The 23,880-nt window shown below is 75.1% G+C and carries 19 protein-coding genes and 1 pseudogene; 13 read left to right on the forward strand and 7 right to left on the reverse strand.

Features of this window, described 5'->3' with window-relative positions; genetic code table 11:
- The first annotated feature begins 20 nt into the window (after positions 1-20).
- From Q1K26_RS21275 to Q1K26_RS21315, 9 genes are read left to right on the forward strand one after another with little or no spacing between them, the layout of a single operon-like run.
- Positions 21-713: a hypothetical protein gene (locus Q1K26_RS21275; protein ID WP_300015844.1), complete on the forward strand. Its 693-nt coding sequence runs from the start codon at positions 21-23 to the stop codon at positions 711-713.
- Complete coding sequence (locus Q1K26_RS21280) at positions 710-1,600, forward strand: chromosome partitioning protein (RefSeq protein ID WP_300015847.1); 891 nt, start codon at positions 710-712, stop codon at positions 1,598-1,600. Before Q1K26_RS21275 ends, Q1K26_RS21280 begins: the two co-directional genes overlap by 4 nt.
- Positions 1,597-3,066: an ATPase, T2SS/T4P/T4SS family gene (locus Q1K26_RS21285; protein ID WP_300015850.1), complete on the forward strand. Its 1,470-nt coding sequence runs from the start codon at positions 1,597-1,599 to the stop codon at positions 3,064-3,066. The genes Q1K26_RS21280 and Q1K26_RS21285 overlap by 4 nt, the downstream gene beginning before the upstream one ends.
- Entirely contained in the window at positions 3,063-4,061 is a 999-nt protein-coding gene (locus Q1K26_RS21290; RefSeq protein WP_363320513.1) for a type II secretion system F family protein, read from the forward strand. The genes Q1K26_RS21285 and Q1K26_RS21290 overlap by 4 nt, the downstream gene beginning before the upstream one ends.
- Positions 4,058-5,002, forward strand: coding sequence for a type II secretion system F family protein (locus Q1K26_RS21295; RefSeq protein WP_300015853.1), 945 nt, complete (start codon positions 4,058-4,060; stop codon positions 5,000-5,002). Before Q1K26_RS21290 ends, Q1K26_RS21295 begins: the two co-directional genes overlap by 4 nt.
- A 33-nt stretch (positions 5,003-5,035) precedes the next feature.
- Entirely contained in the window at positions 5,036-5,269 is a 234-nt protein-coding gene (locus Q1K26_RS21300; RefSeq protein ID WP_300015856.1) for a hypothetical protein, read from the forward strand.
- On the forward strand, positions 5,266-5,709 hold the full coding sequence (locus Q1K26_RS21305; protein ID WP_300015859.1) for a TadE/TadG family type IV pilus assembly protein: 444 nt from the start codon (positions 5,266-5,268) through the stop codon (positions 5,707-5,709). Before Q1K26_RS21300 ends, Q1K26_RS21305 begins: the two co-directional genes overlap by 4 nt.
- Entirely contained in the window at positions 5,706-6,152 is a 447-nt protein-coding gene (locus Q1K26_RS21310; protein WP_300015862.1) for a TadE/TadG family type IV pilus assembly protein, read from the forward strand. Before Q1K26_RS21305 ends, Q1K26_RS21310 begins: the two co-directional genes overlap by 4 nt.
- Positions 6,149-6,610: a pilus assembly protein TadG-related protein gene (locus Q1K26_RS21315; RefSeq protein WP_363320514.1), complete on the forward strand. Its 462-nt coding sequence runs from the start codon at positions 6,149-6,151 to the stop codon at positions 6,608-6,610. The genes Q1K26_RS21310 and Q1K26_RS21315 overlap by 4 nt, the downstream gene beginning before the upstream one ends.
- 2,943 nt (positions 6,611-9,553) lie before the next feature.
- On the opposite strand, the gene Q1K26_RS28860 is transcribed toward Q1K26_RS21315, so the two are convergent.
- Positions 9,554-10,213, reverse strand: a complete 660-nt coding sequence (locus Q1K26_RS28860) for a helix-turn-helix domain-containing protein (protein WP_363320515.1) — start codon at positions 10,211-10,213, stop codon at positions 9,554-9,556.
- Positions 10,214-10,809: 596 nt separating this feature from the next.
- Here Q1K26_RS28860 and Q1K26_RS21325 point away from each other — a divergent pair.
- The 4 genes from Q1K26_RS21325 to Q1K26_RS21340 all read left to right on the forward strand — a co-directional run bounded on the left by Q1K26_RS21325 (position 10,810) and on the right by Q1K26_RS21340 (position 15,123).
- Complete coding sequence (locus tag Q1K26_RS21325) at positions 10,810-12,027, forward strand: AAA family ATPase (RefSeq protein WP_300015870.1); 1,218 nt, start codon at positions 10,810-10,812, stop codon at positions 12,025-12,027.
- Between the two features lie 37 nt (positions 12,028-12,064).
- Entirely contained in the window at positions 12,065-13,879 is a 1,815-nt protein-coding gene (locus Q1K26_RS21330; protein WP_300015873.1) for a VWA domain-containing protein, read from the forward strand.
- A gap of 78 nt (positions 13,880-13,957) precedes the next feature.
- On the forward strand, positions 13,958-14,755 hold the full coding sequence (locus Q1K26_RS21335; protein ID WP_300015876.1) for a hypothetical protein: 798 nt from the start codon (positions 13,958-13,960) through the stop codon (positions 14,753-14,755).
- The gene (locus Q1K26_RS21340; RefSeq protein ID WP_300015894.1) at positions 14,755-15,123 is read left to right on the forward strand and encodes a DUF6283 family protein; all 369 of its coding nucleotides are present in this window, start codon (positions 14,755-14,757) and stop codon (positions 15,121-15,123) included. Before Q1K26_RS21335 ends, Q1K26_RS21340 begins: the two co-directional genes overlap by 1 nt.
- Positions 15,124-15,246: 123 nt before the next feature.
- Here Q1K26_RS21340 and Q1K26_RS21345 read toward each other — a convergent pair whose 3' ends face one another.
- The 6 genes and pseudogenes from Q1K26_RS21345 to Q1K26_RS21370 all read right to left on the reverse strand — a co-directional run.
- Positions 15,247-15,501: a hypothetical protein gene (locus Q1K26_RS21345; protein WP_300015879.1), complete on the reverse strand. Its 255-nt coding sequence runs from the start codon at positions 15,499-15,501 to the stop codon at positions 15,247-15,249.
- 1,074 nt (positions 15,502-16,575) lie between these two features.
- Positions 16,576-17,466, reverse strand: a complete 891-nt coding sequence (locus tag Q1K26_RS21350) for a MarR family transcriptional regulator (protein WP_300015882.1) — start codon at positions 17,464-17,466, stop codon at positions 16,576-16,578.
- Between the two features lie 178 nt (positions 17,467-17,644).
- Positions 17,645-18,619, reverse strand: a complete 975-nt coding sequence (locus tag Q1K26_RS21355; RefSeq protein WP_300015885.1) for a C40 family peptidase — start codon at positions 18,617-18,619, stop codon at positions 17,645-17,647.
- The gene (locus Q1K26_RS21360; RefSeq protein ID WP_300015888.1) at positions 18,616-19,710 is read right to left on the reverse strand and encodes a replication-relaxation family protein; all 1,095 of its coding nucleotides are present in this window, start codon (positions 19,708-19,710) and stop codon (positions 18,616-18,618) included. The genes Q1K26_RS21355 and Q1K26_RS21360 overlap by 4 nt, the downstream gene beginning before the upstream one ends.
- A gap of 33 nt (positions 19,711-19,743) precedes the next feature.
- The gene (locus Q1K26_RS21365; protein ID WP_300015897.1) at positions 19,744-22,209 is read right to left on the reverse strand and encodes a DUF87 domain-containing protein; all 2,466 of its coding nucleotides are present in this window, start codon (positions 22,207-22,209) and stop codon (positions 19,744-19,746) included.
- A gap of 212 nt (positions 22,210-22,421) precedes the next feature.
- Positions 22,422-23,750, reverse strand: a pseudogene (locus Q1K26_RS21370) (DUF87 domain-containing protein); the annotation flags it as partial.
- Positions 23,751-23,880 lie beyond the last annotated feature (130 nt).

Genomic DNA, 23,880 nt, shown 5'->3' on the forward strand with positions numbered 1-23,880 from the left:
CGGACAGGAGGTCCGAGGAGATGCGAACGACCTTTCCCGCACGAGCACGCCGCATCGACACGCCCGGTGCCGTGCACCCCGTCGACTCCCCGGCCGATCCCTGGGACCCGGCATCGCGCACCGCCGCGCCGATCGGGCGGCGCAGCGTGCCGCACCTGCTGCTCGGGATCCTGCTCGTGCTGGCCTGCGCGGTCGGCGCGCTCGCCCTGACGCTGCAGCTCGGCGGCACCCGGCCGGTCCTCGCCACCGCGCGGGCGGTGACCGTCGGGGAGGTCCTGACGGCGGCCGACGTCCGGCAGGTCGTCCTGCCCGCGGACTCCGACGTCCGCGCTGTCGACGCCGGCTCGGCACCATCGCTGATCGGCCGTCCTCTCGCGTACTCCGTGCCCGCGGGCGTGCTGCTGACACCGGAGTCGTTCGGCGGAGCCGCTGCTCCGCCGGCAGGCCAGGCGGTCGTGGCGGTCGCGCTCGACGCGGGCCGGCTGCCGCTGGAAGCGGCACCGGGCGACCGCGTCTCGGTGGTCGCGGCCCCGGCGGACGGGGCCGATCGAGCGGTTCCGAGGGCGTGGTCGGGGGTGGTGACGAGCGTCGAGCCGTCGGACACCGGCCAGCTCACCGTCGTGTCGGTGCAGCTCGCGGAGGCACCGGCCCGCGAGGTCGCGGCCGTGCCGCCGGGCCGTCTGGCCGTCGTCCTCGTCGCGGTGGGCGGGTGAGTGCGGTGCTGGTCGCGGTGGCGAGCGTGAAGGGATCACCCGGGGTGACGACGTTGTGCGTCGCGCTTGCGGCGTGCTGGCCCGACCCGGCCGGGGTGGTCGTGGTGGAGGCCGACCCGGCCGGGGGAGACGTCGCCATGCGGTTCGGACTGGCGCAGTCGCCCGGTCTGTTCAGCCTGGCGGCCGCCACCCGCGGCGGGGTGACACCGCTCGGCTCGCGTGTCGAGAACGCGCAACTCCTGTGGCGGCACGCGCAGGTGCTGCCCGGCGACGTGCCCGTGGTCGCGTCACCGCCGGACGCCGGGCGCGCCCGCGGTGCCCTCGCGGTGCTCGCGTCCCCGGAACCCGCGGGCCGGCTCGCCCCGGGCCCGCTGCTCGCCGCCGCCGAGCACCCGGGCGCGGTGCTGGTGGCCGACTGCGGGCGGGTCGAGCCGGAGTCGCCCGCGATGCCGCTGCTGCGCTCTGCGGACGTGCTGGTCCTGCTGTCCGGCGCACACGCCGACGACCTCGCCCACCTCGCGCGCCGGGTACCGGAGATCGGGGCCTGGTCGCGGCGTCCGGTCCTGCTCCTCGCGGATCGTGACGCGCACCGCGGCCACTCGATCGCCGCGGTGGCCCGCGAGCTGGGCGTCGCCCCGCTGGCCCGGGTCCCGTTCGACCCGCGGGGCGCGGCGGTTCTGTCCGGGCGGCGCAGCACGCTGCGCTGGCACCACAGCGGGCCCGGCCGGTCCCTGCTGGGCCAGAGCGCCCGGGAGATCGCGGAACTGCTCGCGCCGCGGGGTCCCGATCCGTCGGCCGGCCGGCGCTCGGACCGGGCGGGTCGACGCCGGACGGCGCGGAGCGCCAACGGGTCGAACGGTCCGGACGTCGCGGGGAGGGCGTCATGACGAGCAACGGCGAGTCCCGCGGGCCGGCGCAGGGGTGGCGCACTGATCATGCGGAGCCCGGCACCGTGGTGCCGCTGCGCGACCGTGGCGAGCCGCGGGGCGAGCTGGTGCGGCTGGGCGACGGCGCCACGGGGCCGGACGGGACGGCGGAGCGACGGCTGCGCGAGCACGTCCGCTCGGTCCTGGCCGACCAGCTCCCGGGCCGGGTGGAGGAGCAGCGGCGGCGCACCGGGGCCCGCACCACGCCGGAGGGACACCGGGCCCTCGCCCGCGAGATCGTCGACGGCGCGGTGAACGCCTTCGCGGAGCGCGAGCTGACCGCCAACCGGCCGCTCGTCCCGCCTGCGAGCGAGCGCCGCGTGGTGGCCGAGGTGGTCGACGAGCTGTTCGGGATGGCCGGGCTGCAGCCGCTGCTCGACGACCAGCGGATCGAGACGATCAACGCCAACCGGTTCGACCGCGTCTTCGTCCAGTACGCCGACGGGCTGCGCAAGCGCGTCGGCCCGATCGCGCGGTCCAACGACGAGCTGACCGAACTCGTCCGGCTGCTCGCGGCCCGCGCGTCGAGCCAGGAGCGGCGGTTCGACCACGGCAGCCCGTCGGTCAACCTGCAGCTCCCCGGTGGGGAGCGCCTGTTCGCGGTGATGGGGGTGACCGCGGGCGGGGTCACGTCGCTGTCGATCCGCCGCCACCGCTTCCCCCGGGTCACCCTCGACGAGCTGCGCGGGCGGGGCACCGTCGACGAGATCCTCGTGCGGTTCCTGCGCGCATGCGTGCAGGCGAGGAAGAACCTGGTCATCGCGGGCGGCACCGGAGAGGGCAAGACCACCCTGCTGCGGGCGCTCGCGGCGGAGATGGACCTGATGGAGCGGATCGTGACCATCGAGGACGCCTTCGAGCTCGGCCTGGACACCGACCCGGCGGTCCACGCGGACGTGACCGCGTTCCAGGCCCGCGAGGCCAACATCGAGGGCGAGGGGGCGGTGAGCCAGGCCGACCTGGTGCGGTGGGCGCTCCGGATGTCGCCGGACCGGGTCATCGTCGGGGAGATCCGCGGGCCCGAGGTCATCCCCATGTGCAACGCGATGAGCCAGGGCAACGACGGCAGCATGGCCACGCTGCACGCCTCCAGCTCGACGATCGCGTTCACCCGCCTCGCCTCGTACGCCGCGCAGGGCCCGGAACGGCTGCCGCTGGAGGCGACCAACCTGCTCGTCGCCGGAGCGGTGCACTTCGTCGTCCACCTCGCCCGCGCCTCGGGGGGCACGCGGGTCGTCTCGTCGATCCGGGAGGTGGTCGGCGCGGACGGCCCGCAGGTCGTGTCCAACGAGGTCTTCCGTCCGGACGCCGGGCGGCGGGCCCGTCCGGTGGCCGGGGCCATCCGTTCCGACACGCTCGACGACCTGGTCGACACCGGATTCGATCCGGCGCTGCTGGCCCGGGCCAGAACGGGGTGGCCGTCGTGACCTCCTCGGCGCTGCTCGTGATGCTGCCGGTCGCCGGTGCTGCTGCGAACCCGGGCCGGGCCGCGATGATCGCCCTGCTCGGCGGCGGGGTCGGGCTCGGCCTGTTCCTGGTGCACCTCGGCCTCCTCCGGCGGGCTCCCGGCCCTCCCGTCACGCTCGACCTCACCGGTTGGCTGCGTGACCGCGGGTGGAACCGCCGCGAGGTGGTCGTGCGGACGGGCGGCACGGCGCTCGCCGCGGTCGTCACGGCGGCGGCCACCGGGTGGGTCATCGGGGCGGTGCTCGTCGCCGCGGGGTGCTGGTTCCTGCCGCGGGTGCTCGGGCCCGACGTCGGGCACGGGCGGCGGGTCGCCCGCATCGAGGCCGTCGCCACCTGGACGGAGATGATCCGCGACACCCTGTCGGCGGCGGCCGGGCTGGAACAGGCGATCCTCGCGACGGCCCCGCTCGCGCCCGCGCCGGTGCGCGAGGAGGTCGCCGCGCTGGCGGCGCGCCTGGACCGCGGCGTGCGTCTCGTGCCGGCGTTGCGTCTGCTCGCCCGGGACCTCGCCGACCCGACGGCCGACCTCGTCGTCGCGGCGCTGGTGATCGCCGCCGAGCAGCAGGCCCGCCAGCTCACCGACCTCCTCGGGGCGCTCGCGGCGACCGCGCGGGAGCGGGCGTCGATGCGGATGCGGGTGGAGGCCGGGCGGGCCCGGTCCCGCACGTCGGTGCGGGTCGTCGTGGGCACGACGACGGCGTTCGCGGTGGCCGTCGTGCTGCTCAACCGGCCCTACCTGGCCGCTTACGACTCGGTGACCGGTCAGGCCGTCCTGCTCGGGGTCGGCGTGCTCTTCGCGGCCGGGTTCGGCTGGCTCCGCACGATCGCGATCGTCCCGGAGGCGGGCAGACTGATCTCGGACCGCGACGACGACCCCGCCGGTGCGACATCGCGCGATCCCGTCCGGTCCGGCGCTGCCGGCGGGCGCGGGTCGGACGGCGGGACCGGATCATGACCGGCCTGGCAACGGGCCCGGTCCTGAGCCCGACGGGGCTGGCCCCCGCGACGCTGTGGGCGGTCCTGCTGGGCGCGGGCTTCGGCGCCGGTCTGTGGGCGCTCGCGGTCTGGGCCCGCCCGCCGCGGCCGACGCTGGGTCAGCTGTTGGCCCACACCCTGGACGCCCCGGCGGTACCGGAGGACATCGGGTCGCCAGGAGGTCGCCTCGCCCGCCTCACCGGCCCGCTGGTCGCGGTGCAACGCCGGGCCGGCCTGCCCGGGCCACGCGCGGCGGCGGACCTGCGCGTCACCGGCACCCCCGTGGCCGAGCACCTTGCGCACAAGGCCCTCCTGGCTCTGGCCGGGTTCGTGGCCCCGACGATCGTGCAGCTGGTACTCGCGGTGGCGGGCGTCCCGTTCGGTGTCGAGCTGCCAGTGGCCGGAGGCGTGTTGCTCGCCGCGGCCGGGTTCGTCTGGCCGGACCTGCGGGCCCGCGGCCGGGCCGAGGAGATGCGCGCGGACTTCCGGCACGCCCTGTCCGCGTACCTCGACCTCGTGTGGATCACCCTCGCGGGCGGCGCAGGCGTCGACAGCGCGCTCACCGTCTCGGTGACGGTCGGGCAGGGCTGGGCCTTCGACCGGCTGGCCGGCGCGCTGTCGGCCGCGCACCTGACCCGGGTGACCGCGTGGACCGCGTTGCGACGACTGGGCGAGGAGATCGGCGTCGACGAGCTCGCCGAGCTGGCGGGCTCGGTGAGCCTCGCCGGGACCGAGGGCGCCAGGGTCCGGGCCAGCCTCGCCGCGCGGGCGGGTTCGCTGCGGGCGCACCAGATCACCGACGCCGAGGCCCGGGCGCAGTCGGCGACCGAGCGCATGTCGCTGCCGGTGATGCTGCTGTTCCTCGGCTTCCTGACCTTCATCACCTACCCGGCAATCGGCCAGATCCTTGACGGGCTCTGAACGCGGGCCGGAACCCACGACAGGAGGACGACCATGAACGAGACACCGGACCGGAGTCCGGGACCACCGGCCGATCGCTGGTGGGACGTGCTGCTCGCCGACCTGCGCGGTCGCTGGGAAGCCGTGCGGCGGGAACCCGACGCCGGGTACTCGACCGAGACGGTGGTGGTCACCGGGCTGCTCGTCGTCGCGGCCCTGATCGTCATCGCGATCATCGTCGCCAAGGTCACCGAGGCGGCCAACGGGATCAGCCTGGTCGGCGGATGACCACCGCCGCGGCGTTCCGGGGGCGCGGGCTGCCGCAGCGGCTCCGGGACGCCCTGCGGGACGACCGGGGCTCGGCCACCGCGGAGCTGGCGGTGGCAACGCCACTGCTCCTGCTCATGTTGATGCTGATCGTGCAGTTCGCGCTCTGGTCGCACGCGTCGCACGTCGCCCAGGCCGCCGCCGCGCAGGGCCTCGGGGCCGCCCGCACGGTTGCGGGCACCGGTGCGGACGGGACGCGGGAGGCCAGCGAACTCCTCGCCCAGCTCGCCGGCGGGCCGCTGGCCGACCCGCTCGTCGAGACCACGCGCGACGCAGAGTCGGTGACCGTCACCGTGAGCGGCACCGTCACCTCGGTCGTGCCGTTCCTCGTCCTCCCGGTCCGGGCCGTCGCCGTCGGGCCGGTCGAACGCTTCACCCCCGAAGAACGGCCGGTCGCATGACTTCGGCCGGGACCGCGTGGACGCGGTGGTGGCGGGCCGGGCGTGGCTCGGCCGCGACCGAGCTGACGCTGCTCACGCCGGTCCTCGTCATGCTGATGGTCCTCGTCGCCGTGGTCGCCCACCGGGTCGTCGACGCCCGGCTGCGCCTGGATTCCGCCGCGCACCAGGCCGCCCGCGCGGCCAGCATCGAACGGAGCGCGGCGGTCGCCGAGCGGGCGGCCGACGACCTCGCCGTCGTAGCGCTCGGATCCGCCGGCCCGAGCTGCGCCGAGGTCTCCGTAGTGACCGACAGCTCGGGCTTCCGAGCCGGTGGCACTGTCAGCGTCACCGTGTCCTGCTCGGTCGACCTCACCGGCGGCCTCCTGCTCGGCATGGCCGGGCGCGTCGAGGTCACCGCGACCGCTACCGAGCCCGTCGACGCCTTCCGATCGGTCGTGTCGTGAAGCCGGTCGGCGGCCGGCCGCAACCCCGGGCAGGCGGCACGGACTGGTGGCGAGCGGACGGTGGTCGCGTCACCGCCTTCGTCGTGGTGCTGATGACCGCGATCCTCGCGCTGGCGGGTCTCGCGCTCGACGGTGGTCTGGCGCTCGCGGCGAAGGTCCGCGCCGTCGGGCAGGCCGAGTCCGCCGCACGGGCCGGCGCGCAGGCCGTCGACCTCGACACCTACCGCGCCACCGGGCGGCTCGTCCTCGTCCCGGATCTCGCGGTCGCCGCCGCCCGCTCCCAGCTCGATGCCGCGGGCGCCGAGGGCGAGGTCGCGGTGCGCGACGGCGGGGTGGTCGTCCGGGTCTCCGCCACCCACGTCCCGCGCCTGCTCGGACTGGCCGGGATCACGGAGCTGACTGTCAGCGGGGACGCCAGGGCCGTACCGCAGGGCGGGGTGGGTGCCGCCGACCCGTGACTGCCCGGCCCACGGCACCGAGCCGCATCCCGCACCCGCCACGACGAGAGGAGCAGACGATGAACCGCCGCCCGGCACGACTGGAACGCCGGCCCCGGACGCGCCGCGCCGGACACGTCGTGCGCGGATCGGTGGCCGCAGCGCTGCTCGCCACCCTGGTCGGCGGGGTCCCGTGGGCACTGGCCCGCCACGTCGGATGGCCGCTGCCCGAGCGGCTTCCCACCGCCACCGAGCTGGAACTGCACCTGTTCGGCCCGCTGAGCAGCGGGCTGCTCCTCGACGTCCTCGCGTGCGCGTGCTGGCTGGCCTGGGCGGCGTTCACCGTTGACGTGGCCCGCTGTACCGCCGTCCTGCTGGCGCGGGGTGTCGAGCAGCTCCGGGCGCCGGGCCGCTTCCGCCTCTCGCCCACGCACGCCCTGGCCACCGTGCTCGTCGGCGCCGTCGCCCTGTCGATCGTCGGCAACCGGTTGACCCCGCGCGACACCCGCTCCGCCGCGGTCGCCTGGCCGGTTGCAGCAACGGCCGGCCCCGCCCGGGCGGAAGCCGTTCCGCTCCTGCCGGTCGCCTTCGCCGTACCGGACCGGCCCGGGACGGCGCGCAGCCCCGGCGACACGGAGTCCGCGACCTCCGTGATCGTCCGCGAGCCGGACCCCGTCACCGGCGTCCACGATTCCCTGTGGCGGATCGCCGACCGCACGCTGGGCAGCGGCGCCCGCTGGCCGGAGATATACGAGATCAACCGCGGCAAACCCCAACCCGGAGGCGGCACCCTCACTCGCCCCAGCCTGATCTATCCGGGCGAGGAACTCGCACTGCCGCCCGGTGAGGTCGGCGAGGTACCCGAGCTGCGGCCACCGGCGGTCGTCGACGTCCCACCGCCGACCTCGACCACGGCGCCGATCCCCGAATCGCTGCAACCGCGGCCGGTCGAACCGTCCACGGGGGCTCCGGCGAGTCCCGAGCGCCCGCAGGAGCGGCGCCCTCACGGCGCGCCGCTGCTCGTCTGGGACCCCGCGTTGTTCGCAGGCCTGGGGTTGGCCGCGGCGGTCAGCGCGGCCCTGCTGGCGGTCCGGCGCCGGCAACGGCGCGGCTACCGCCCGGGCAGCCGGCGGCGCGACGACCTCCCGGCCGCCCCTGTCGTGTACCAGCTCCGGCTGGCCCACCTGCGTGCCGATCAACCAGATCCCGACGAGCAGGACCCGGCGAGCGACCCCGGTCCTGACGACGATCGGGAAGCCGCGGGCGACGAGGACGATCAGCTCGCACGCAACGGTTGCAACGATTTCCGTTCCGATGCAGCCGCTCCCGTGGTCAGGGTGTCGACGCCGGCCGAGGACGCCCAGCGGATGGCGCTGGCAGCAGCGGGCACCCGCGGCCTCGGCCTGACCGGCCCGGGTGCTTCCGCCGCGCTCCGGGCGCTGCTCCTGACCCTGCTCGCCGGCGCGCTGGACGATCGCGCCGACCTCGACGAGGGCGGCCCGGCCGTACGGCTCCTCGTGCCGCGGGAGGACGTCATCGGCGTGCTCGGCGAGACCCCGGACCTTCCTGCGGTGGTCGAGGTGCACGACTCCCTCGACGGCGCTCTCGACGTGCTGGAGGCCGAGGTCGTCGACCGCGCCACGCGCCCGGTGCAGGGCGTCGCGCCGGTCCTCGTCCTCGTGGCCCGCCCCGGCGACGACGACGCGCGGCTGCAGGCCGTCCTCGACAACGGCGCCGAGGTCGGGGTGACCGCGCTGCTGCTGGGCCAGTGGCGCTCCGGCGGAAGCGTGCACGTCCAGCCCGACGGCACCGTCAGCGCGACCGGTCCCGGGCCGTGCACCACGCTCCGTGGCCGCCGCCTGCTCACCCTGAGCCGGGACGACGCGGGCCACATCGTCGAGTTGCTGCACGACGCCGCGTCCGCCGCCGCCCCGTCACCGGCCGACCCGGATCCGGACGGTGCGGGTTCGGAGATCGTCGACCCGTTGGAGGTCGGCCCGCACCCGCACGAGGAGCACCACGAACCGCTGCCAACGGCTCCACCGCCCCGTGCTCCGGCCCGCAGCGGCCGCTCCACGGCGCCGCCGGCAACGGACGGGGACCTGCCGCTCCGGCTCGTCGTTCTCGGAGCACCCCGGACGCTGTGGCGACCACGCCACGACTCGGACGGCCACCGCTCGACCGGGGCAGGCACGGAGATCGAGATCACCGGGCGCCTGCAACCGCGCGCGCGGGAGCTGCTCGTCCACCTCGCCCTGCACCCCGACGGGGCGAGCCGCGAGGCCGTCGCCGCCGCCCTGTGGCCCGGCAGCCCGCCCGGCCGCACCACCAACGCCCTCAACACCGCACTGACGCGGTTGCGCCAGGCCCTGGCCCACATCACCGGCGGCGAGCTCGACGACGTCGTTCACAACGGGGACGGGCGCTTGGCCCTCGACACCGAGCTGGTCGATGTCGACTACTGGCACTTCGATGCCGCGGTGACCGCCCGCCGAGCCGCTGGAACCGACGAGGAGCGCATCGAGGCCGACCAGCTCGTCGTCGACGCCTACGGCGGTGAGCTCGCCGAGGGAACGCCCTACGCCTGGATCGAGATCGCCCGCGAGGCCGTCAGGCGCGACGCCATCGACTCCGCCGCGGCCCTCGCACGGGCTCTCGTCCCGCGCGACCCGCAGCGAACCCTCGACCTCCTCGAGATCGCCCGGGCCTTCGACCCCGTCAACGAGATGATCTACCGCGACATCATGCGGCTGCAGGACGCACCGACGCCATCTCCCGGACCCTCGCACTGCTCACGGTGCGGCTCGAAGAGATCGGCGACCAGCCGCACGCCGACACGATCGAGCTGGCCCGGCGCCTCGAGCGGCGTGATGCCGCCGGCCAGCACGACTCCCGGAACGCCGGCGGCAGCAGCGGTGTGCGACCGGCTCGGGCCGGCTGAGCCGGCTGGCCCGATGCCGACGATCACGCACCCGGGGGAAGGCTGCATTCCTCGCTGCCGCAGCAGTACGGCTCCCCGTTGTGCAGGCGGTGAAGTTCCTGTGCGTTGGCCACCACCTGCGCATTCTGCCTCGACCAGCCCACCACCTGCCGCAGCCTCTCGAGAAAGTCCACCGCCGCAGGACGCAACGCGTACAGGACGTGCCGCGGAAAGGAGTCCGGCAGTTCGTCGCGGGCGAGGAGCCCTTCGGTGACCATCTTGCGCAGGGTCCGGCTGAGGATGCTGTCGTGCAGCACCGTCGCTTTTCCCGGCCAGTTCTCGTCGATCGAGTAGGAGTCGACCGTGGTGCGAATCTCCAGGCGGCGCATCGGGCCGCTGGACAGGGCGACCATCACCGCCACCGTCCACTTGTCGCCGAAGATGTGCTTGACGTCCTGCACATCCCGCACGAAATATCTGTCGTCGTGGTTCACTTTTCCTCCGTCTTCTGACCTCTGGCGTCCCCCTCGTGGTCCTGCAGGTACCGGCCCGGACGGTGTCTCCGCCGCCGGCCCGAAGAAGTCACCGTTGCTGGCGGGGCGGATCGCCATGGGCGAACGGAAGTGGTTCACCCGGATAGAGCAGCGCCGTGTACTCTTCTCCGTCCGGAGTGGACTGTCGGTGACCGTCCAGGAGGTCAACATGCCGCTGCGTGATCGACCGTTGAGGGTGCAGCTCGGGGATCCACTCAGGGATCAGCTCGTGGTGGCGGTCAGGACCGATCCCGCAAGTGCCGCATCCCGTGCCGGTCAGGGACCGACGGGCGGATCACCCGGTGTCCCAGACTTGCCTCCGCTCGGGAGCGAATTCACATCGGGCGCGCCTGACCGTCCGTCAAACCCATCCTTCTTCCCCCTTCCCCTTTTCCCTGTCCGTGTCTCCATTTTCTCGTCCGGTATTTGTCTTGCGCCATTCTATACTCGACACTCTGGCGTCCATCATCTGTATCTGTAATCGCCCGGTCCTCGCGTTTCGGTGCTGGTCGTCCGGATTGGCCGGGGTCGACATGTATGAGCGGCCGTCGCGGATTGATATTCCCGGGTCGATCGGGACGCGGTAAAGAGTCTTGAAAATGGTGTCGGAAACCTATTGAGGAGTGGTCGCGGCAGAGCTATATTTGGGTGGTCGCAGAGACGAACCCCGACCCCGGGAATATGTCGACCGTCGTAGGATCGGCGAGTTCGACCCGATCGCCTCGGTTTCTGCGCCCCCTCACCGGAAACCCGAAAGGACTCGTGCCGTGCCCACACCCGCCGAAGCCCCCGCCCCGACGTCCACTCCGACCGGGCGCCCCGGCCGTCTGCCCAACGGCGAGTTGCGCCGTCAGGTGGCGGTGCACCTCGACGAGGCCCCCGCCCACACGTTCACCGCCGGGGAGATCGCCCGGGCGTTGAGCCGGTCGTCCGGAGCCGTCGCCAACGCGCTGGCGGTGCTCGCCTCGCACGGCGAGGCCGAGCTGATCGGCGAGCGGCCCGCCCGCTACCGCGCCACGCCGGGCACCGGGCGTCTCGCCTCCGTGCCGCCCGCTCCGGTCCGGCCCGCTCCGGTCCGGCCGTCCACCCCCGAGCCGACCCCGGACCCGTCCGGCCCAACCGTGACCCCGGCGGGCGGTCCCGCCGCAACCACCGCCGGGACCGTCGCGACGTCCGACGACGCGCCCGTCACGGGACCGGTGACGCGCCCGAACGGGCAGCTCTACCACCCGAGGACGGTGGCGGGGGTGCCGGACGTGACGGCGCTGCGCAAGCTGCGCGCGGCCGGGGTGCCCGCCCTGCTGTACGGCCCGCCCGGGACGGGGAAGACCTCGGTGGTCGAGGCGGCCTTCGGTGACCTGGTCACGGTGCCCGGCGACGGGGACACCACGGTCGCGGACCTCGTGGGCGAGTACACCCAGACCCCGGAGGGCCGCTACGTGTTCGTGCACGGCCCGCTGGTCCGGGCCATGCGCGAGGGCCGCCCGTTGTTCGTCGACGACGCCACCCTGATCCCGCCCAACGTCCTCGCCACGCTCTATCCCGCGATGGACGGGCGCCGTCAGGTGATCGTGAAGGCCAACGGGGGCGAGGTCGTCGACGCTGCCGAGGGGTTCTACGTGGTGGCCGGACACAACCCGGGGGTCCACGGCGCGGTCCTCACCGACGCCCTGTCGTCACGGTTCTCCGCGCAGATCCAGGTGTCCTCGGACTACGACCTCGCCGTGGCGCTGAAGGTCGACCGCCGGGCGGTGCGGGCGGCCCGGAACCTCGCGACCCGTCAGCGGCGGGGCGAGGTCGGGTGGGCTCCGCAGCTGCGGGAGCTGATCGCGTTCGACCGCATCGCGAAGGTCCTCGGCGTCGAGGCGGCCGCCGGGAACCTCGTCGGGGTCGCCCCGGAGGAGGACCGGGAGATCGTCGCCACCGTGGTCCGTGACGCGTTCGGCGCCGAGCACGCACCGCTCGCCCTCGGCACCCGCATCTGACCCCCCGCCACCCGCCCGACCCCCGGAGGAGCCCGTCATGAGCACCCACCTGATCACCGACCCGACCGCCGACGCCGCCACCCCGGCCGTGACCGACCCGGCCTGGTTGGTCCTGTCGGCCGCGATGACCGACGAGGTCCCGGTGATCGCCGACCGCGACGACCTGCTGGTGACCATCGCCCCCGGTGCCGGGCGGGGCGCCCCGGCGTGTTTCCTGCCGACGCTGGCCCGGATCGAGGTCAACGGCCACCACCTCGGCGGGGTCGACCCCGCCACCGCCACCCCGCACCGGTTGGGCGACCGGGCCCGCTACGGGCCCGCATGGGGCCTGCTCGTCCACGAGTGCGCGCACGCCGCGCACTCGGTCTGGGAGCCACCGCCGGGCGCGCCACCGGGAGCGGTCGCGGCGGCCGAGGAGCTGGAGGAGTCCCGGATCGAGGCGCGTCAGGTGATCCGGCGCCCCGACGACCGGCGCTGGTTGCGGGCCTCCGCGACCCACCTGATCCTCGACGAGTCCGGGATCACCGACCCGGCCCGCCGCCTCGGCGTGAGCCGCGCGGACGCCGGACGGGCCGCCGCCCTGCTGCTCGCGCGGGTCGACGCCGGGATCCTCAACCCCGACGAGGTCGAGCCGGTCGCCCGGGTCGTCACCGACGTCGTCGGCGAGGACACCGTGACCGCGTTGCGGGAGATATGGACGGCTGCGCACTCCACCCCGGACGTCGACGCCGAGGCGATGATCGACCTCGGCCGCCGGTGGTGCGACGCCCTCGGCGTCGACCCCGACGCCGCGACCGGCACGGCTCCCGGGACGCCGGACGGTGCCCTGGGCACCGGGGACGGCACGGGCTCGCCCCTCGGGCCGACGTCGATGAGCGGCGCGATCTCCGACGCGCTGCGCCGGATCGATGCCGCCGTGGCGTACGAGCCGGTCCCCGGTGCCGCCGACGCCGCGACCCCCGCAACCGCCCCCGGCCCGACCCCTGTCACCGGCCCGGCCGGTGATCCGGCCGCCGGTGCGGCTGCGGCCCGGGTGTTCGGCCCTGCCACTGACGACGGGACCGGAGCGGCATCCACCGGCGTCCCGGGTGGTGGCGCCCGTGACGTCATCGCGGGCACCCGCGCACCCACCGCGGACGAGCGCCGCGCCGCGCGGCAGGTCGGCCGGGCGCTGGACACCGCCGGGGTCCGCGACCGGGTCGCGACCCGCACCACCTCCGCACTCCCGCCCGGGCGGCTGCGCATGCGCGGGGCGCTGGCCGCCGACGCCCAGCGCGCGGCCGGGGCCATTCCGACCGCGGAAGCGTTCACCCGCACCATCCGCCGCGCGGTGCCGACCCCGCCTCTGCGGCTGGGCATCGCGTGCGACGTGTCCAGTTCGATGCGCGAGTTCGCGCGCCCGGTCACCTCGGCGGCGTGGATCCTCGCGCACGCCGCCGCCCACACCCGGGTCCCGGCGACCACGGCCACGGTCGCGTTCGGCGAGGCGGTGCACGCGATCACCCGCCCCGGTGCGGTGCCGGACCGGGTGACCCGGTTCCGCGCTCCGGACGGGTACGAGGTCATCGACGAGGCCATCGCCGCCCTCGACGGCGCCCTCGGGCTGTCCACCCCGGGCGCGGCGCGGCTGCTGGTCGTCGTGTCCGACGGCATCTTCTGCCCGACCCCCCGCGCGGCCGCGCAGGCCCGCGTCGACCAGCTCCGCGCGGCCGGGTGCGGGGTGCTGTGGCTGGCGCCCCGCGGGCCGGTCACCCCACTCGACGGCGTCACCGTCCTCCCGCTCACCGACCCGGCCACCACCGCGCGCGAGATCGCCCGGGCGGCCACCGCCGTCCTCCGCGCGATCCGCTGACCGCCCCGGGTGCCGGGCCCGCCCCCTGCGGCGGGCCCGGCACCCGCAACCCGACGACCGACCCGAACGGAGCCGACCATGATCGCCACTGCCGCCGCAGCAGCACTCGCCCTCGACCCCCACCCCGACCCGGGCGCCACCGGTGGTGTTGCCGCGCACGTCCGGCGCCTCCGCGCCCGGATGACCCGGGACGTAGCGGTCATGCTGGGTGTGCCCGCCGCCCGCGTGGTCGTCACTGACGACCCGGCCCGCCGCTACGGCGGGCACGCCGGACACCTGATCACCGTCCACGATCCCGACGACCCCTCCACGGTCTACCGGTTCGTCCCCGAGACCGGGCTCGGCGGGCTCTACCTCCTGCTCGACGAGTGCCGCGACTGCACCGCGCCCGCCGTGCCCATGGCGACGGTGGCCGGTCTGGCCGACCTCGGCCACCACCTGGCCGCGACCCGCCCCGTCCCGCCCGGCGCCCCCGACCCCGACGACGAGGAGAACGGCCGCCCCGACCTGCCCGACGAGTTTTTCGGCGGCCCCGGACACCGTCCGCACTGCGACTTCGGCCCTACCGGTGCCACCGGAGTCGGCTCTGCCGGTCCCGCCGCTCGGCCGGACGCGCAGGTCTTGCGTGCGGTCGCCGCGTACCTGGCGGCGTCACCCACACTCGAGGTGTTCACCGCCGACCGGATCGCCCACGACCCGCGCCGCCCCCTTCGCGTCGTGGCCGAGGTGCTGGAGATGCTCGGTGCCGCTGGCCAGGCGGAGCTGGACTCGACCCGCTCCGCTCGGCGGGCGACGACGTGGTCACCGCAGGTCGCCAACGGCCGTCCGTCGCGAGCCGGAAGCTGCGGTACCGACGCGAAGGGTGCCGGGACGTGATGCACGGCGAGGCGGGGCCGCTGCCGCGCGTGCGGCGTCCGTGCTCGGAGTGTCCGTGGCGGCGCGACCAGCCGACCGGGCGCTTCACCGCGGAGCGGTTCGAGTCGTTGCGCGACACAGTGGAGGGCCCCGACGGGTCGGCGCCGATCGGGGCCCCGCTGTTCGCCTGCCACCGCACCCCACCCGACGCGCCGAGCGCGTGCGCGGGGTGGCTGGCCGTGGAGGGCGCCGGGCACGTCGGGGTGCGGCTGGCGGTGGTCGGCAACCAGCTGGACCCGGCCGCGCTGACTCCGGCCCCGGGTTGGCCAGAACTCTACGAGTCCTTCGATGAGATGTGCCGGGCCAACAGCGACGGTCTGCTCTCGTAGCCCGTCCGGCCACCGAGCGGACCTGGGAGCCGGATGCTGCTCAACCACGCGCACGGCGTGGCATCCATCAAGACGTTGACCGCGGGGAAATACCGGGAGGACCAAAGAAGGTGTGTCGGTGGATCACATCTCCGCGGCTCCGTCGACTCGCCTTGTCGGCAGAGCGGTGCCGGGCGACGGTGTGGCTGTCCGGCCGTCCCCGAGGTAGACGGTCCGGCCTTCGGCGCGGGCACGCAACGCGGCCGACGCCCGGCGGGTCTGCAGCGCCGGCAGGTACTCGCCGAGCCGGTCGGCGGCCACGAACGCGCAGCTCCGCAGCTCGTCGCGGGCCACGAACAGCGTGGCCGGATCGTCGACCTGCCCGCCGTCGAACACCACGACCAGCCCCTCGGTGCGCTGCCCGTGCTCGTGTGGTCGACCACCAGCAGCGCCCCGGGTACGCGCGTGATCCCCAGCTCTTCGGCCACCTCGCGGACCGCGCCGGCTCGCGGGGGACTCCCCGTCCTCGACCGCGCTCCCGGGAATCTCCCAACCCCGGCTTGTACGTGGGCTCCACGACGAGCACGGCCCCGGCCGGGTCGGTGAGCAGCATCGACGCCGCGATCCGTCGCCGCGGAAGCGGTCGGGCGACCAGGTCGCCCGTGCTGTCCGTGCCGAAACGTCGCGGAGCGGGTTGCCCGATCGCAGTGAGCGCGATGTCGACCGGCTCCAGTCGCCACCGCGCGGCCAGCTCCCGCGCCTCCTCGGTCGGTAGCAGCCGGTGCCAGTGCAGGTCGTCGACGAATCCGTGACCGTCCCAGCCGAGCTCCAGCTCGGTCAGCGTCTCCGGCCCAGCCGGGTCGAACGTGGAGTACCAGCCCGTGTCTCGCACGTCCGCGGTCAGCCCCAGCCCGCGCGTGTTGCCGCGTAGCTCGCTGACAACGACCGTCATCGTGTCCGGGTCGCCCGCGCCCGAGGACGTACCGCGTACCTGCACCAGGCACTGGGCGGTGCCTCCCCGGCGGTGCGGCCAGCTCAGCATCGCGGTCGTCGCAGGGCCCGACGAGTCCTGCCCTGTCGCTGCGGTGTCGTTCACGTCGTGCAGTGTTGCCCGCGACTGCGACGACCAGACCGCCAGCACCTTCGAATCCGTGGCCGCGCGTCGAACAGCGGCGCCATCGCGCACCGCATCCTGCGCACCCTCGCGGCGATGAAGACGCAGGCTCCGGGGGCGCACGACGAAGGACGTGTGCCCGCACACGGGACACGTCAACGACGTGGGCGTGTCCGTTCTCGTGCGCGGGGGTCTCTACCCCTGGTCCGGCGGTACCGGGATTGTGGGCCGACACCGGCTTCGGCGGGACGCACGTCGAGCCGAGCGCTGCCAGCGTCGCGGCCGGGTACGTCCGCGCCGGAGACGGGTGGACACCGACGTGGTCGTCGGGTGTCCACCCGCCTCGGGGTGGTGCGTCCTCACCCGTCGGTATCCCCGACGGTCTCCGAACCGTCGTCGCTCCCTTCGGTCTTGGCGAGGGCGTAGCGCTTGGGCCGGTCCTTGGTCCGGACCGCGTAGCCGGAGGTGACCAGCCGCTCCAGCGCGTTGCCCACCGCGCCGGTGCTGCGGCCGAGTTCGTGACCGATCTTCGTCGGACCGAACTCCTCGTCCGGGTGGTCGCGGAGGTAGTCCTCGACCATCCCGTGCAGGGCGCCGGGGGCGAGGCGGGGGGACCGGCCGGTGACCACGGCCCGGGTCGCCTCGGTTTCGGCGGTTCCGTCGCTTCCGTCGTCGACGGGCGTGTCCGCTGCGACGTCCGGCTCGGACGTCGTAGCGGTCCCCGGCTCGCCGTCGACCGGTTCGGGTACCGCACTGTCGGCGTCCGGGGGAACGTCCGGCGAGCCCGCCTCAGCAGCGGGAACGCCGTCCGTGCCGTCGTGGTGGTGCCCGTCCCGGTCGGCGTCCGCCTCCGTGCCGGTGTCGGCGGTCGTGGCGGCGGGGGCGGTGTCGGGCGACGGGGTCTGCTGGGCGCCGGGCGGGTCAGCCGTGGCCGATGCCGTTCCGCGTGTGATGTCGGCCGGGGTGGCGTCGTCCGGGGTGGGGATGGCGAAGCGGGAGGCGGACCGCTTCCCTTCGGTCGGGACGCGGGCGGCGGTGCCCTCGGCGACCCAGCGGGCGAGGATCTTCGCGGCGGTCGACCGCCCGATCCCCGCGTCGGCGGATAGCTCCTCCGCGGTGCCGCCGGGGCGGGCGTGCAGCGCGGCCCAGAGGTGATCGGCTGCGGTGGCGGCGCGATCCGTGGCGGGCTGATTGTCGCCATCGTGTTCGGCGGTGTTGGGGTTGTCGGGCAGGGTGGTGTCGATGGACATGACGGGCTCCGTGTCGTCGGTGGTGCGAAGCGGTGGTCATGCCCCGGCCGGAGCGTGCGTGGCCCCCGGTGCGCTGCCGGTGGTGCGGGCTACGGACCTATGGACGCTTCCTTCGTCGGGGATGTCAAGCGGAGCGTGCGCACCTCGTGGAGCAGCGCAAACAGCTCCGGGGTGCCGGTCACGAAGGGGCTCCGGCGGGTCGGCTGGAGCCCGCGTAGTCGTCGCCGTTCCAGCGGTGGGGCTCGACCTGGACGGGCTCGCCGAAGCAGGGTGCGTTGATCATCTGTCCGCCGCCGAGGTAGAGCGCGACGTGGTGGATGCGGGCGGTGGTGGCGGTGCCGGGGGTGCCGTAGAAGATGAGGTCGCCCGCGAGCAGCGGGGCGCCCTCGGGGACGGCCGGGCCGGCGAGGTACTGGGTCTGGGCGGTGCGGGGCAGGGTGATCCCGGCGGCGGCGTAGGCGGCGGTGGTGAGGCCGGAGCAGTCGAAACCGGCCTCGCCGTTGTCGGGGCCGTCGCCGCCCCAGAGGTAGGGCAGGCCGCGCTGGCCACAGGCGTAGTTGATCGCCGCGAGTGTGGCCGCGCTGGGGGCGGCGATGGCGTCGCAGTCGCCGGTCCCGGTGGGCTGGGCCGCGGCGTAGATGCGGGCCTGGTCGAGGACCTTGCGGACGTACCAGCCGGCGCGGTTGTAGGTGAAGAGGGCGGCGTTGAGGTCGCCGGTGCTCGCGCCGCTGTCGCAGAGGTAGTGGGCAGCGGCGTGCACGGCGTCCTGGGGGTCGTAACGTGAGGGCGGCCGCGCGCCGCCGGGTGGGAGCGGATGGCGGGCGACGACCTCGGCGAAGGTGGGTGCGAGGAACTGCATCGGGCCGCCGGCGCCGGCGCTGTTCTCGCCGTCACGGACCCCGGGCAGCGGTGAGCGGCCGTGGTCGGTCTCGATCTTGCCGACCGCGGCGAGGACCGACCAGTCCAGCCCGGGGCAGGTCGGGGCGGCGTGGCGGTAGAGCGCGAGGTAGTCGGCGGGGATGTCGGCGATCGCGTTCGGGCTGGGGCTGCTCGCGCCGAACACCGAGGAGACGGCGCCTTGCACGGCGGCGAGGACGAGTACCGGCAGCAGGACGACGGCCGCGAGCAGTGCGGCACCGATCCGGGTGCTCACGGTGCCGCGGTGGTCCCGCCGCGGGGTGAGGGGGCGGGCGGCATGGGGTGCGGGGCGGGAAGCCGGTGGGGTCCGGTACCGCTGTCGGAGCTGCCGCCGGGTCCCGGCTGGGCGGGCGCGGGCCCGCCGCGGTGGGGCTGGTCGAGGTGGGGCCAGCCCTCGCTGAGGCGGTGCAGGGGCAGCCGCGCGCCGTCGCGGGCGGTGCCGGTGCGGTGCAGGGGGAGCCAGACGGGGTCGGCCGGGCTGGGGAGCGGGCTGTGCGGGTCGAGCAGCGCGGCGGCGGCGGTGGCGACGGGCACGGCAGCGGGCTGATCAAGGCCCCGCCACGCTCGGTACAGTGCGGTCCGCGCCCCGGCCTCGCGGCGCGTCGTGGGCAGCCAGACCAGGAGCGGGGTGGTGATGCCGGTGGCGGCGGCGAGGGCGGCGTAGCCGGTGAGCTTCGCGGCGACGCGGGCGAGGGCCTCGGTGCCGAGGTCGAACTCGAGGAAGAACTCGACGCGGCGGCCGTGAGCGGTCCAGCGGCCGTAGCCGTCGGGGCGGACGAGGTCGCCGAACAGGCGCGCGCACCGGGTCTCGGACCACCAGGTCTCCAGCGTGGTGTTCTGCGCGGGCTGGTGGCGGGCCGCGGCGACGAGGGCGGCGAACCACTCGGCGACGCCGATGGTGTGGGCGAGTTGGAGGCTGTGGGCAATGCCGAGCGCCCTGTCGTGGCGGTAGCCGACGTCGCGGGGTTCGAGTCCGTGGGCGGCGGCGAGGACGTCGGCGCCGGCCGGGGCGAGGACGTAGTGCATGGGCGCGCTGCCGACGGTGGCGAAGGGCTGGAACCGGTCGACGACCGACCACTGGTGGAGCTCGCGCAGCCGCTGGCGTCCCGACCGGAACGAGGGGAAGGCCATGCCGGTGATCTGGGTGGCGGTCAGGACGCGGTGCTCGGCGAGCATCGCGACGATCCAGTGGTCGCGTGGGGTGAGCCGGCAGGAGAGCGCGGCCTGGTGCTCGGCGCTGTTGCGGATCCGGCCGCCGGAGCGCGCGGTGGGGTGGCTCGGGCGGACCCCGCGCAGGGTCCGCTGCCGGGTCGGATTGGTGATCATCGTGAACGTCCTTCTGATGGGTTGGTCGTGCCGTCAGCCGCGGCGACGCGGGTCGACCGCGGTCGCCGGGAGCCGGTCCGGCGCGGGGGACGCGGCCGTCGTCGCGAGGCGAGCTCGTTCCCGGGCGTCGTCGGCGCGTGCGGCGTCGGAGTGCCGGGCGGCGGCGCGGATCTCGCGGGACCGCCCGGGGACCGCCGGCGGGAGCGGCTCGGTGCGCAGGGTGAACGCCGGTGCCTGCTTGCCGTTCAGGACGAGGCGGGCGGCGGCGTGGTAGGCGCCCAGGTGGGTCAGGTCGTGGTCGGTGAGGTGCGGCGCGGTGTGGCGGGCGAGGTCACGGGCATCCTCCGGGCCCGCGTTGAAGTAGATCTTGGAGCGGGCGTTGGTGGACAGGCCCTCGCGCAGTTCCCGGGGAAGCTGTCCGAGGTGCTGGTGGGCCAGGGTCATCGCGACGCGGAAGCCGCGGGCCTCGGCGAGCATGTCCTCGATGGGGTAGGGCAGGTTGAGGAAGTTGTGGCACTCGTCGACGACCAGTGAGGCGTCGCGGCGGTCGCGCTGAGGTGTGGCGGCGCGGGCGGTGGTGGCCTGCCAGGCGGCGGCGACGGTGAGCGAGCCGACCAGGCGGGTGGTCTCCTCGCCCAACGAGCCCTTGGGGATCCGCACCAGGCAGATGCCGCCGTCGAGGACCTGGGTCATGTCGATGGTGGAGGGGCCCGCAGTGAGGGCGGCGCGGACGAACGGGCGGAGCAGGAAGGCGCGTAGCTTGTTGAGCAGCGGCGCGACGACCTGGGCGCGGGCGCCGTCGGAGAGCTGGGCGTACCAGTCCCAGAACCCGGCGAGGACGGGATCGGTGACCGCGGCGGTGAGCCGGTCGCGCCGGGCCGGGTCGGCGAGCAGCCCGGGGAGCTGGGCGAGGCTCGGGGTGTCGGGCTGCAGGGCGAGGGTGAGGCAGGCGGCGCGCATGACGTCGTCGGTGCGGGGGCCCCAGTACGCGGCGTAGACCCGGCGGAACACCGACACGAGGTTGTCCACGGCCAGGTCGCCCGACGATATGCCCGGGCCGGCGGAGGTGGTGTCGAGGGGATTGAGGCAGGGCGGGCGGGAGCGTGCGTCGGCGTCGAGGAGCACGACGCGGTCGGCGCAGCGCCGCGGTAGCCGGGACAGCACGTCGGTGACGAGGTCGCCCTTGGGGTCGATCAGCAGGATCCCGCGGTCGGCGTCGGCGTCGGCGAGGATCATGTTGCCGAGCAGGGTGGACTTGCCCGAGCCGGTGGCGCCGATGACGTGCAGGTGCTGGCGGGCGTCGGGCACGCGCAGCGCGACCGGGCGCTGGCGGCCGGTGTCGGTGACCCCGAGTGGCTTCGCCTCCGCGCCCGGGGTGGCGATGCCCGGGGGCGGGGCGACGGCGCGGGCCCCGGCGCGGAGCAGCCCGGGGACGTGGACGTCGGTGGGCAGGTGCGCGAGCGCGGCGAGCTCGCGCACGGACAGGACGTCCCCGTCACGTCTCGAAGGACGTGACCGGCGGGCGAACCGGCGCGAGGCGAGGACGCCGTCGGGCCGGCGCAGCCGGCGGCGGCCGTAGCGGTTGTGCTCGGTGTAGGAGGCGAACGACGCAGCGAGCGCGTGGGCCCGCCCGCGCACGAGATCCCGCGCCGTCCGGACAGCGTCGTCGGTCGTGCCCCTCGCCGCCGGGACGGGGTGGGGCAGGTCGATGGCGGCGGCGTAGCGGACGACGGTCTCGTACTGCGCTCCGCGCTGTTTCTCGACGACCGCGCGGGCCTGGGCGGAGAGGTCGAGCGAGGTCGGCCAGTCCCGTGCCGGCCCGTTCGGCGCCCTGGTCGTCGAGCCCGGACAGGTGCGGCGCAGCGGCCGGGGGGTGATCAGGTCGAGCAGCTCGGACAGCGCCCCGGTCAGGACGCTCGTGGAGGATCCGGCCGTGCCGTGGAGGTGGCGGGCGCTGCGCCGGGCCCGCGCGACGCGGCGGCCGGTGACGGGGCGGGCGAGCACCTGGACGCAGGCTGCCTCGTGGCGGCCGAGCCCGCCGGTGACGACGCTGCCGGCGCCGACGAGGGCGCGGACCGGGTCGGCGTCGAACCGGGTACGCAGGGGCAGGGCCTCGGGGCGGGCGAGGCGCAGCTCGCCGCCGGTGATGACGCGGCGGTGCCCGGGCTCGGCGGGAGGTAGTGGCGGTCGGGCCGGTTCGGTGCGGGTGTGCGATCCCGGCCACGCCGCCTCCACGGCCCGCTCGACCAGGCCGGGCGGGACCGCGCCGGGTACCCACAGCCGGATCGTCACGCCGGTGCTGGTGAAGACGTACTCGCAGGCGAGGTGTGGCTGGCCGCCCAGCGTGCGGCGCCAGGCGGGGCGGAGCAGACCGACCAGGTTCGCCCACAGGGCTTCCCCGCCCGCCGGGTCGACGGACGGCGGGGCAAGCACGGTGACCTGCCGGGCGCCGGCGAGGAGGCGGTCGTCGCGGCGGCGGGTGAACCGCCGCCACCACAGTTCGGCGGCCGTGAGGATGATCGCGACGGCGGCCAGCACTGCCGGCCAGTGCGCGGAGGCGGGCCAGAGGCTCTCGGTGATCCACCGGGCGGGTGCGCCTGGATCGCGCAGCAGGTCCTCGAGAGGCGCCTTCGGGGGCGGGACGGGAGGAACGTGGGCGGTCACGTGAGGACCTCTTGTGGTGTGGTGGGCGGGGATGGGCACGGCCGGAGTCAAGACGGGTCGAGGAGGACGTAGCCGGTGTCGGGCGCGTGGCGTCGCCGGTCGGCCGGGCTGCGGTCGTCGAGGTCCTGCGCGGTGAGCTGGGCGGGGCTGGAGGTGCAGAGCGCGTCCTCCAGTTCGGAGGCGACGCCCTGGAACGCGACGCGGGTGGTGCCGGTGGACAGCAGTCCCTGGCCGCGGTCGGCGGACAGCAGGAACTGGCGCTCCCCGGCGGACAGGTCGAACACGCGGGTGACCTCGTCGATGGCCTGGCTGGACTGGCGGAGCAGGACCTGGGTGGCGGCGTTGGCGACGACGGCCTTCCCGAGGTCGGTGCCCAGGACGTCGGCGGTGTCCTGGGTGGCGACGGTCAGCCCCGCCCAGTGCTTGCGCGACGCCTTGGCCATGCGGAACAGGAACTCGGCGCCGGCGCGGTCCTGCATCAGCAGCCACGCCTCGTCGACGACGACGAGGCGGGGGCGGCGCAGGGCGGGGTTGGTGACCTGGCGCCAGATCGCGTCGAGGGTGAGCAGGGTGCCGGCGGCCTTGAGCTCGTCGGGCAGCTCGCGCAGGCTGAACACGACCAGGTGGCCCTCGGGGCAGGTGGTGGTCGGGCCGTCGAAGAGCCGGTCGAAGCTGCCCTCGACGAAGGGGTGCAGCCGCTCGGCCAGCTCCTTCCCGGCTTCTGGTCCGTCCTGGTCGGCGGCGAGGGCGTCGCGCAGGTCGCGCAGCAGCGGGGCGGGCCGGGTCCAGGTGGCGGGGTCGGTGGTGATCCCGGCGGAGGTGTAGGCGGCGGTGATCGCGCGGTCGAGTGCGGCCCGGGTGCCGGGGTCCGGGTGCTGGCCGAGCAGGACGGATACCGCGGTGTGCAGGAACAGGCTGCGCCGGGCGAGCGCGTCGCGAGGGGCGTGGCGGCGCCCGTCGGGGCCGGTGTGGATGGGCAGGTCGAGGGGGTTGAGCCGGATCCCGGGCGCGCCGAGATCGATCCGGGTGCCGTCGACGGCATCGCACAGGCGGGTGTACTCGTCCTCCGGGTCGATGACGACGACCTCGACGCCGCGGTGCAGCGACCGGAGCAGCTCGAGCTTGACGAGGTAGGACTTGCCCGCGCCCGAGCGGCCGAGCACGACGGCGTTGTGGTTGTGCATGTGCGCGGCGAAGCGGTCGACGTGGACGAGGCCCTGGGAGCCGAGGTTGTGGCCGTAGAGCACCCCGTCCGGCGCAGCCGCGCCCGCGGGGTCGGGCGCAGGCAGGTCGGGGCTGGTGAACGGGAACGCTGCGGCGAGGGCGGCGGTGTCGAAGGTGCGGCGCATCGCGACCGGGTCCAGGCCCAATGCCACGTAGCGTAAGTGGATCAAGGACTTTGACCTGGTAGTTCTTGATCGGTGCGGCGTGGCGTGATCGTCCCGGGTCGTTCGGCTGGCACGGTCGCCGATCATGGGCGAGGGTGTGGTGGTGCGGCCGGATCAG

Origin of the sequence: Pseudonocardia sp., assembly GCF_029263155.1 — a bacterium.
GTDB lineage: Bacteria > Actinomycetota > Actinomycetes > Mycobacteriales > Pseudonocardiaceae > Pseudonocardia.

Excerpts from the sequence above, each read along its gene's own strand:
- Q1K26_RS21335 (WP_300015876.1), top strand. The coding sequence starts at position 13,958 with ATGATCGCCACTGCCGCCGCAGCAGCACTCGCCCTCGACCCCCACCCC.
- Q1K26_RS21360 (WP_300015888.1), bottom strand. The coding sequence starts at position 19,710 with ATGATCACCAATCCGACCCGGCAGCGGACCCTGCGCGGGGTCCGCCCG.
- Q1K26_RS21300 (WP_300015856.1), top strand. The coding sequence starts at position 5,036 with ATGAACGAGACACCGGACCGGAGTCCGGGACCACCGGCCGATCGCTGG.
- Q1K26_RS28860 (WP_363320515.1), bottom strand. The coding sequence starts at position 10,213 with ATGTTGACCTCCTGGACGGTCACCGACAGTCCACTCCGGACGGAGAAG.
- Q1K26_RS21295 (WP_300015853.1), top strand. The coding sequence starts at position 4,058 with ATGACCGGCCTGGCAACGGGCCCGGTCCTGAGCCCGACGGGGCTGGCC.
- Q1K26_RS21330 (WP_300015873.1), top strand. The coding sequence starts at position 12,065 with ATGAGCACCCACCTGATCACCGACCCGACCGCCGACGCCGCCACCCCG.
- Q1K26_RS21305 (WP_300015859.1), top strand. The coding sequence starts at position 5,266 with ATGACCACCGCCGCGGCGTTCCGGGGGCGCGGGCTGCCGCAGCGGCTC.
- Q1K26_RS21310 (WP_300015862.1), top strand. The coding sequence starts at position 5,706 with ATGACTTCGGCCGGGACCGCGTGGACGCGGTGGTGGCGGGCCGGGCGT.
- Q1K26_RS21285 (WP_300015850.1), top strand. The coding sequence starts at position 1,597 with ATGACGAGCAACGGCGAGTCCCGCGGGCCGGCGCAGGGGTGGCGCACT.
- Q1K26_RS21340 (WP_300015894.1), top strand. The coding sequence starts at position 14,755 with ATGCACGGCGAGGCGGGGCCGCTGCCGCGCGTGCGGCGTCCGTGCTCG.
- Q1K26_RS21350 (WP_300015882.1), bottom strand. The coding sequence starts at position 17,466 with ATGTCCATCGACACCACCCTGCCCGACAACCCCAACACCGCCGAACAC.
- Q1K26_RS21275 (WP_300015844.1), top strand. The coding sequence starts at position 21 with ATGCGAACGACCTTTCCCGCACGAGCACGCCGCATCGACACGCCCGGT.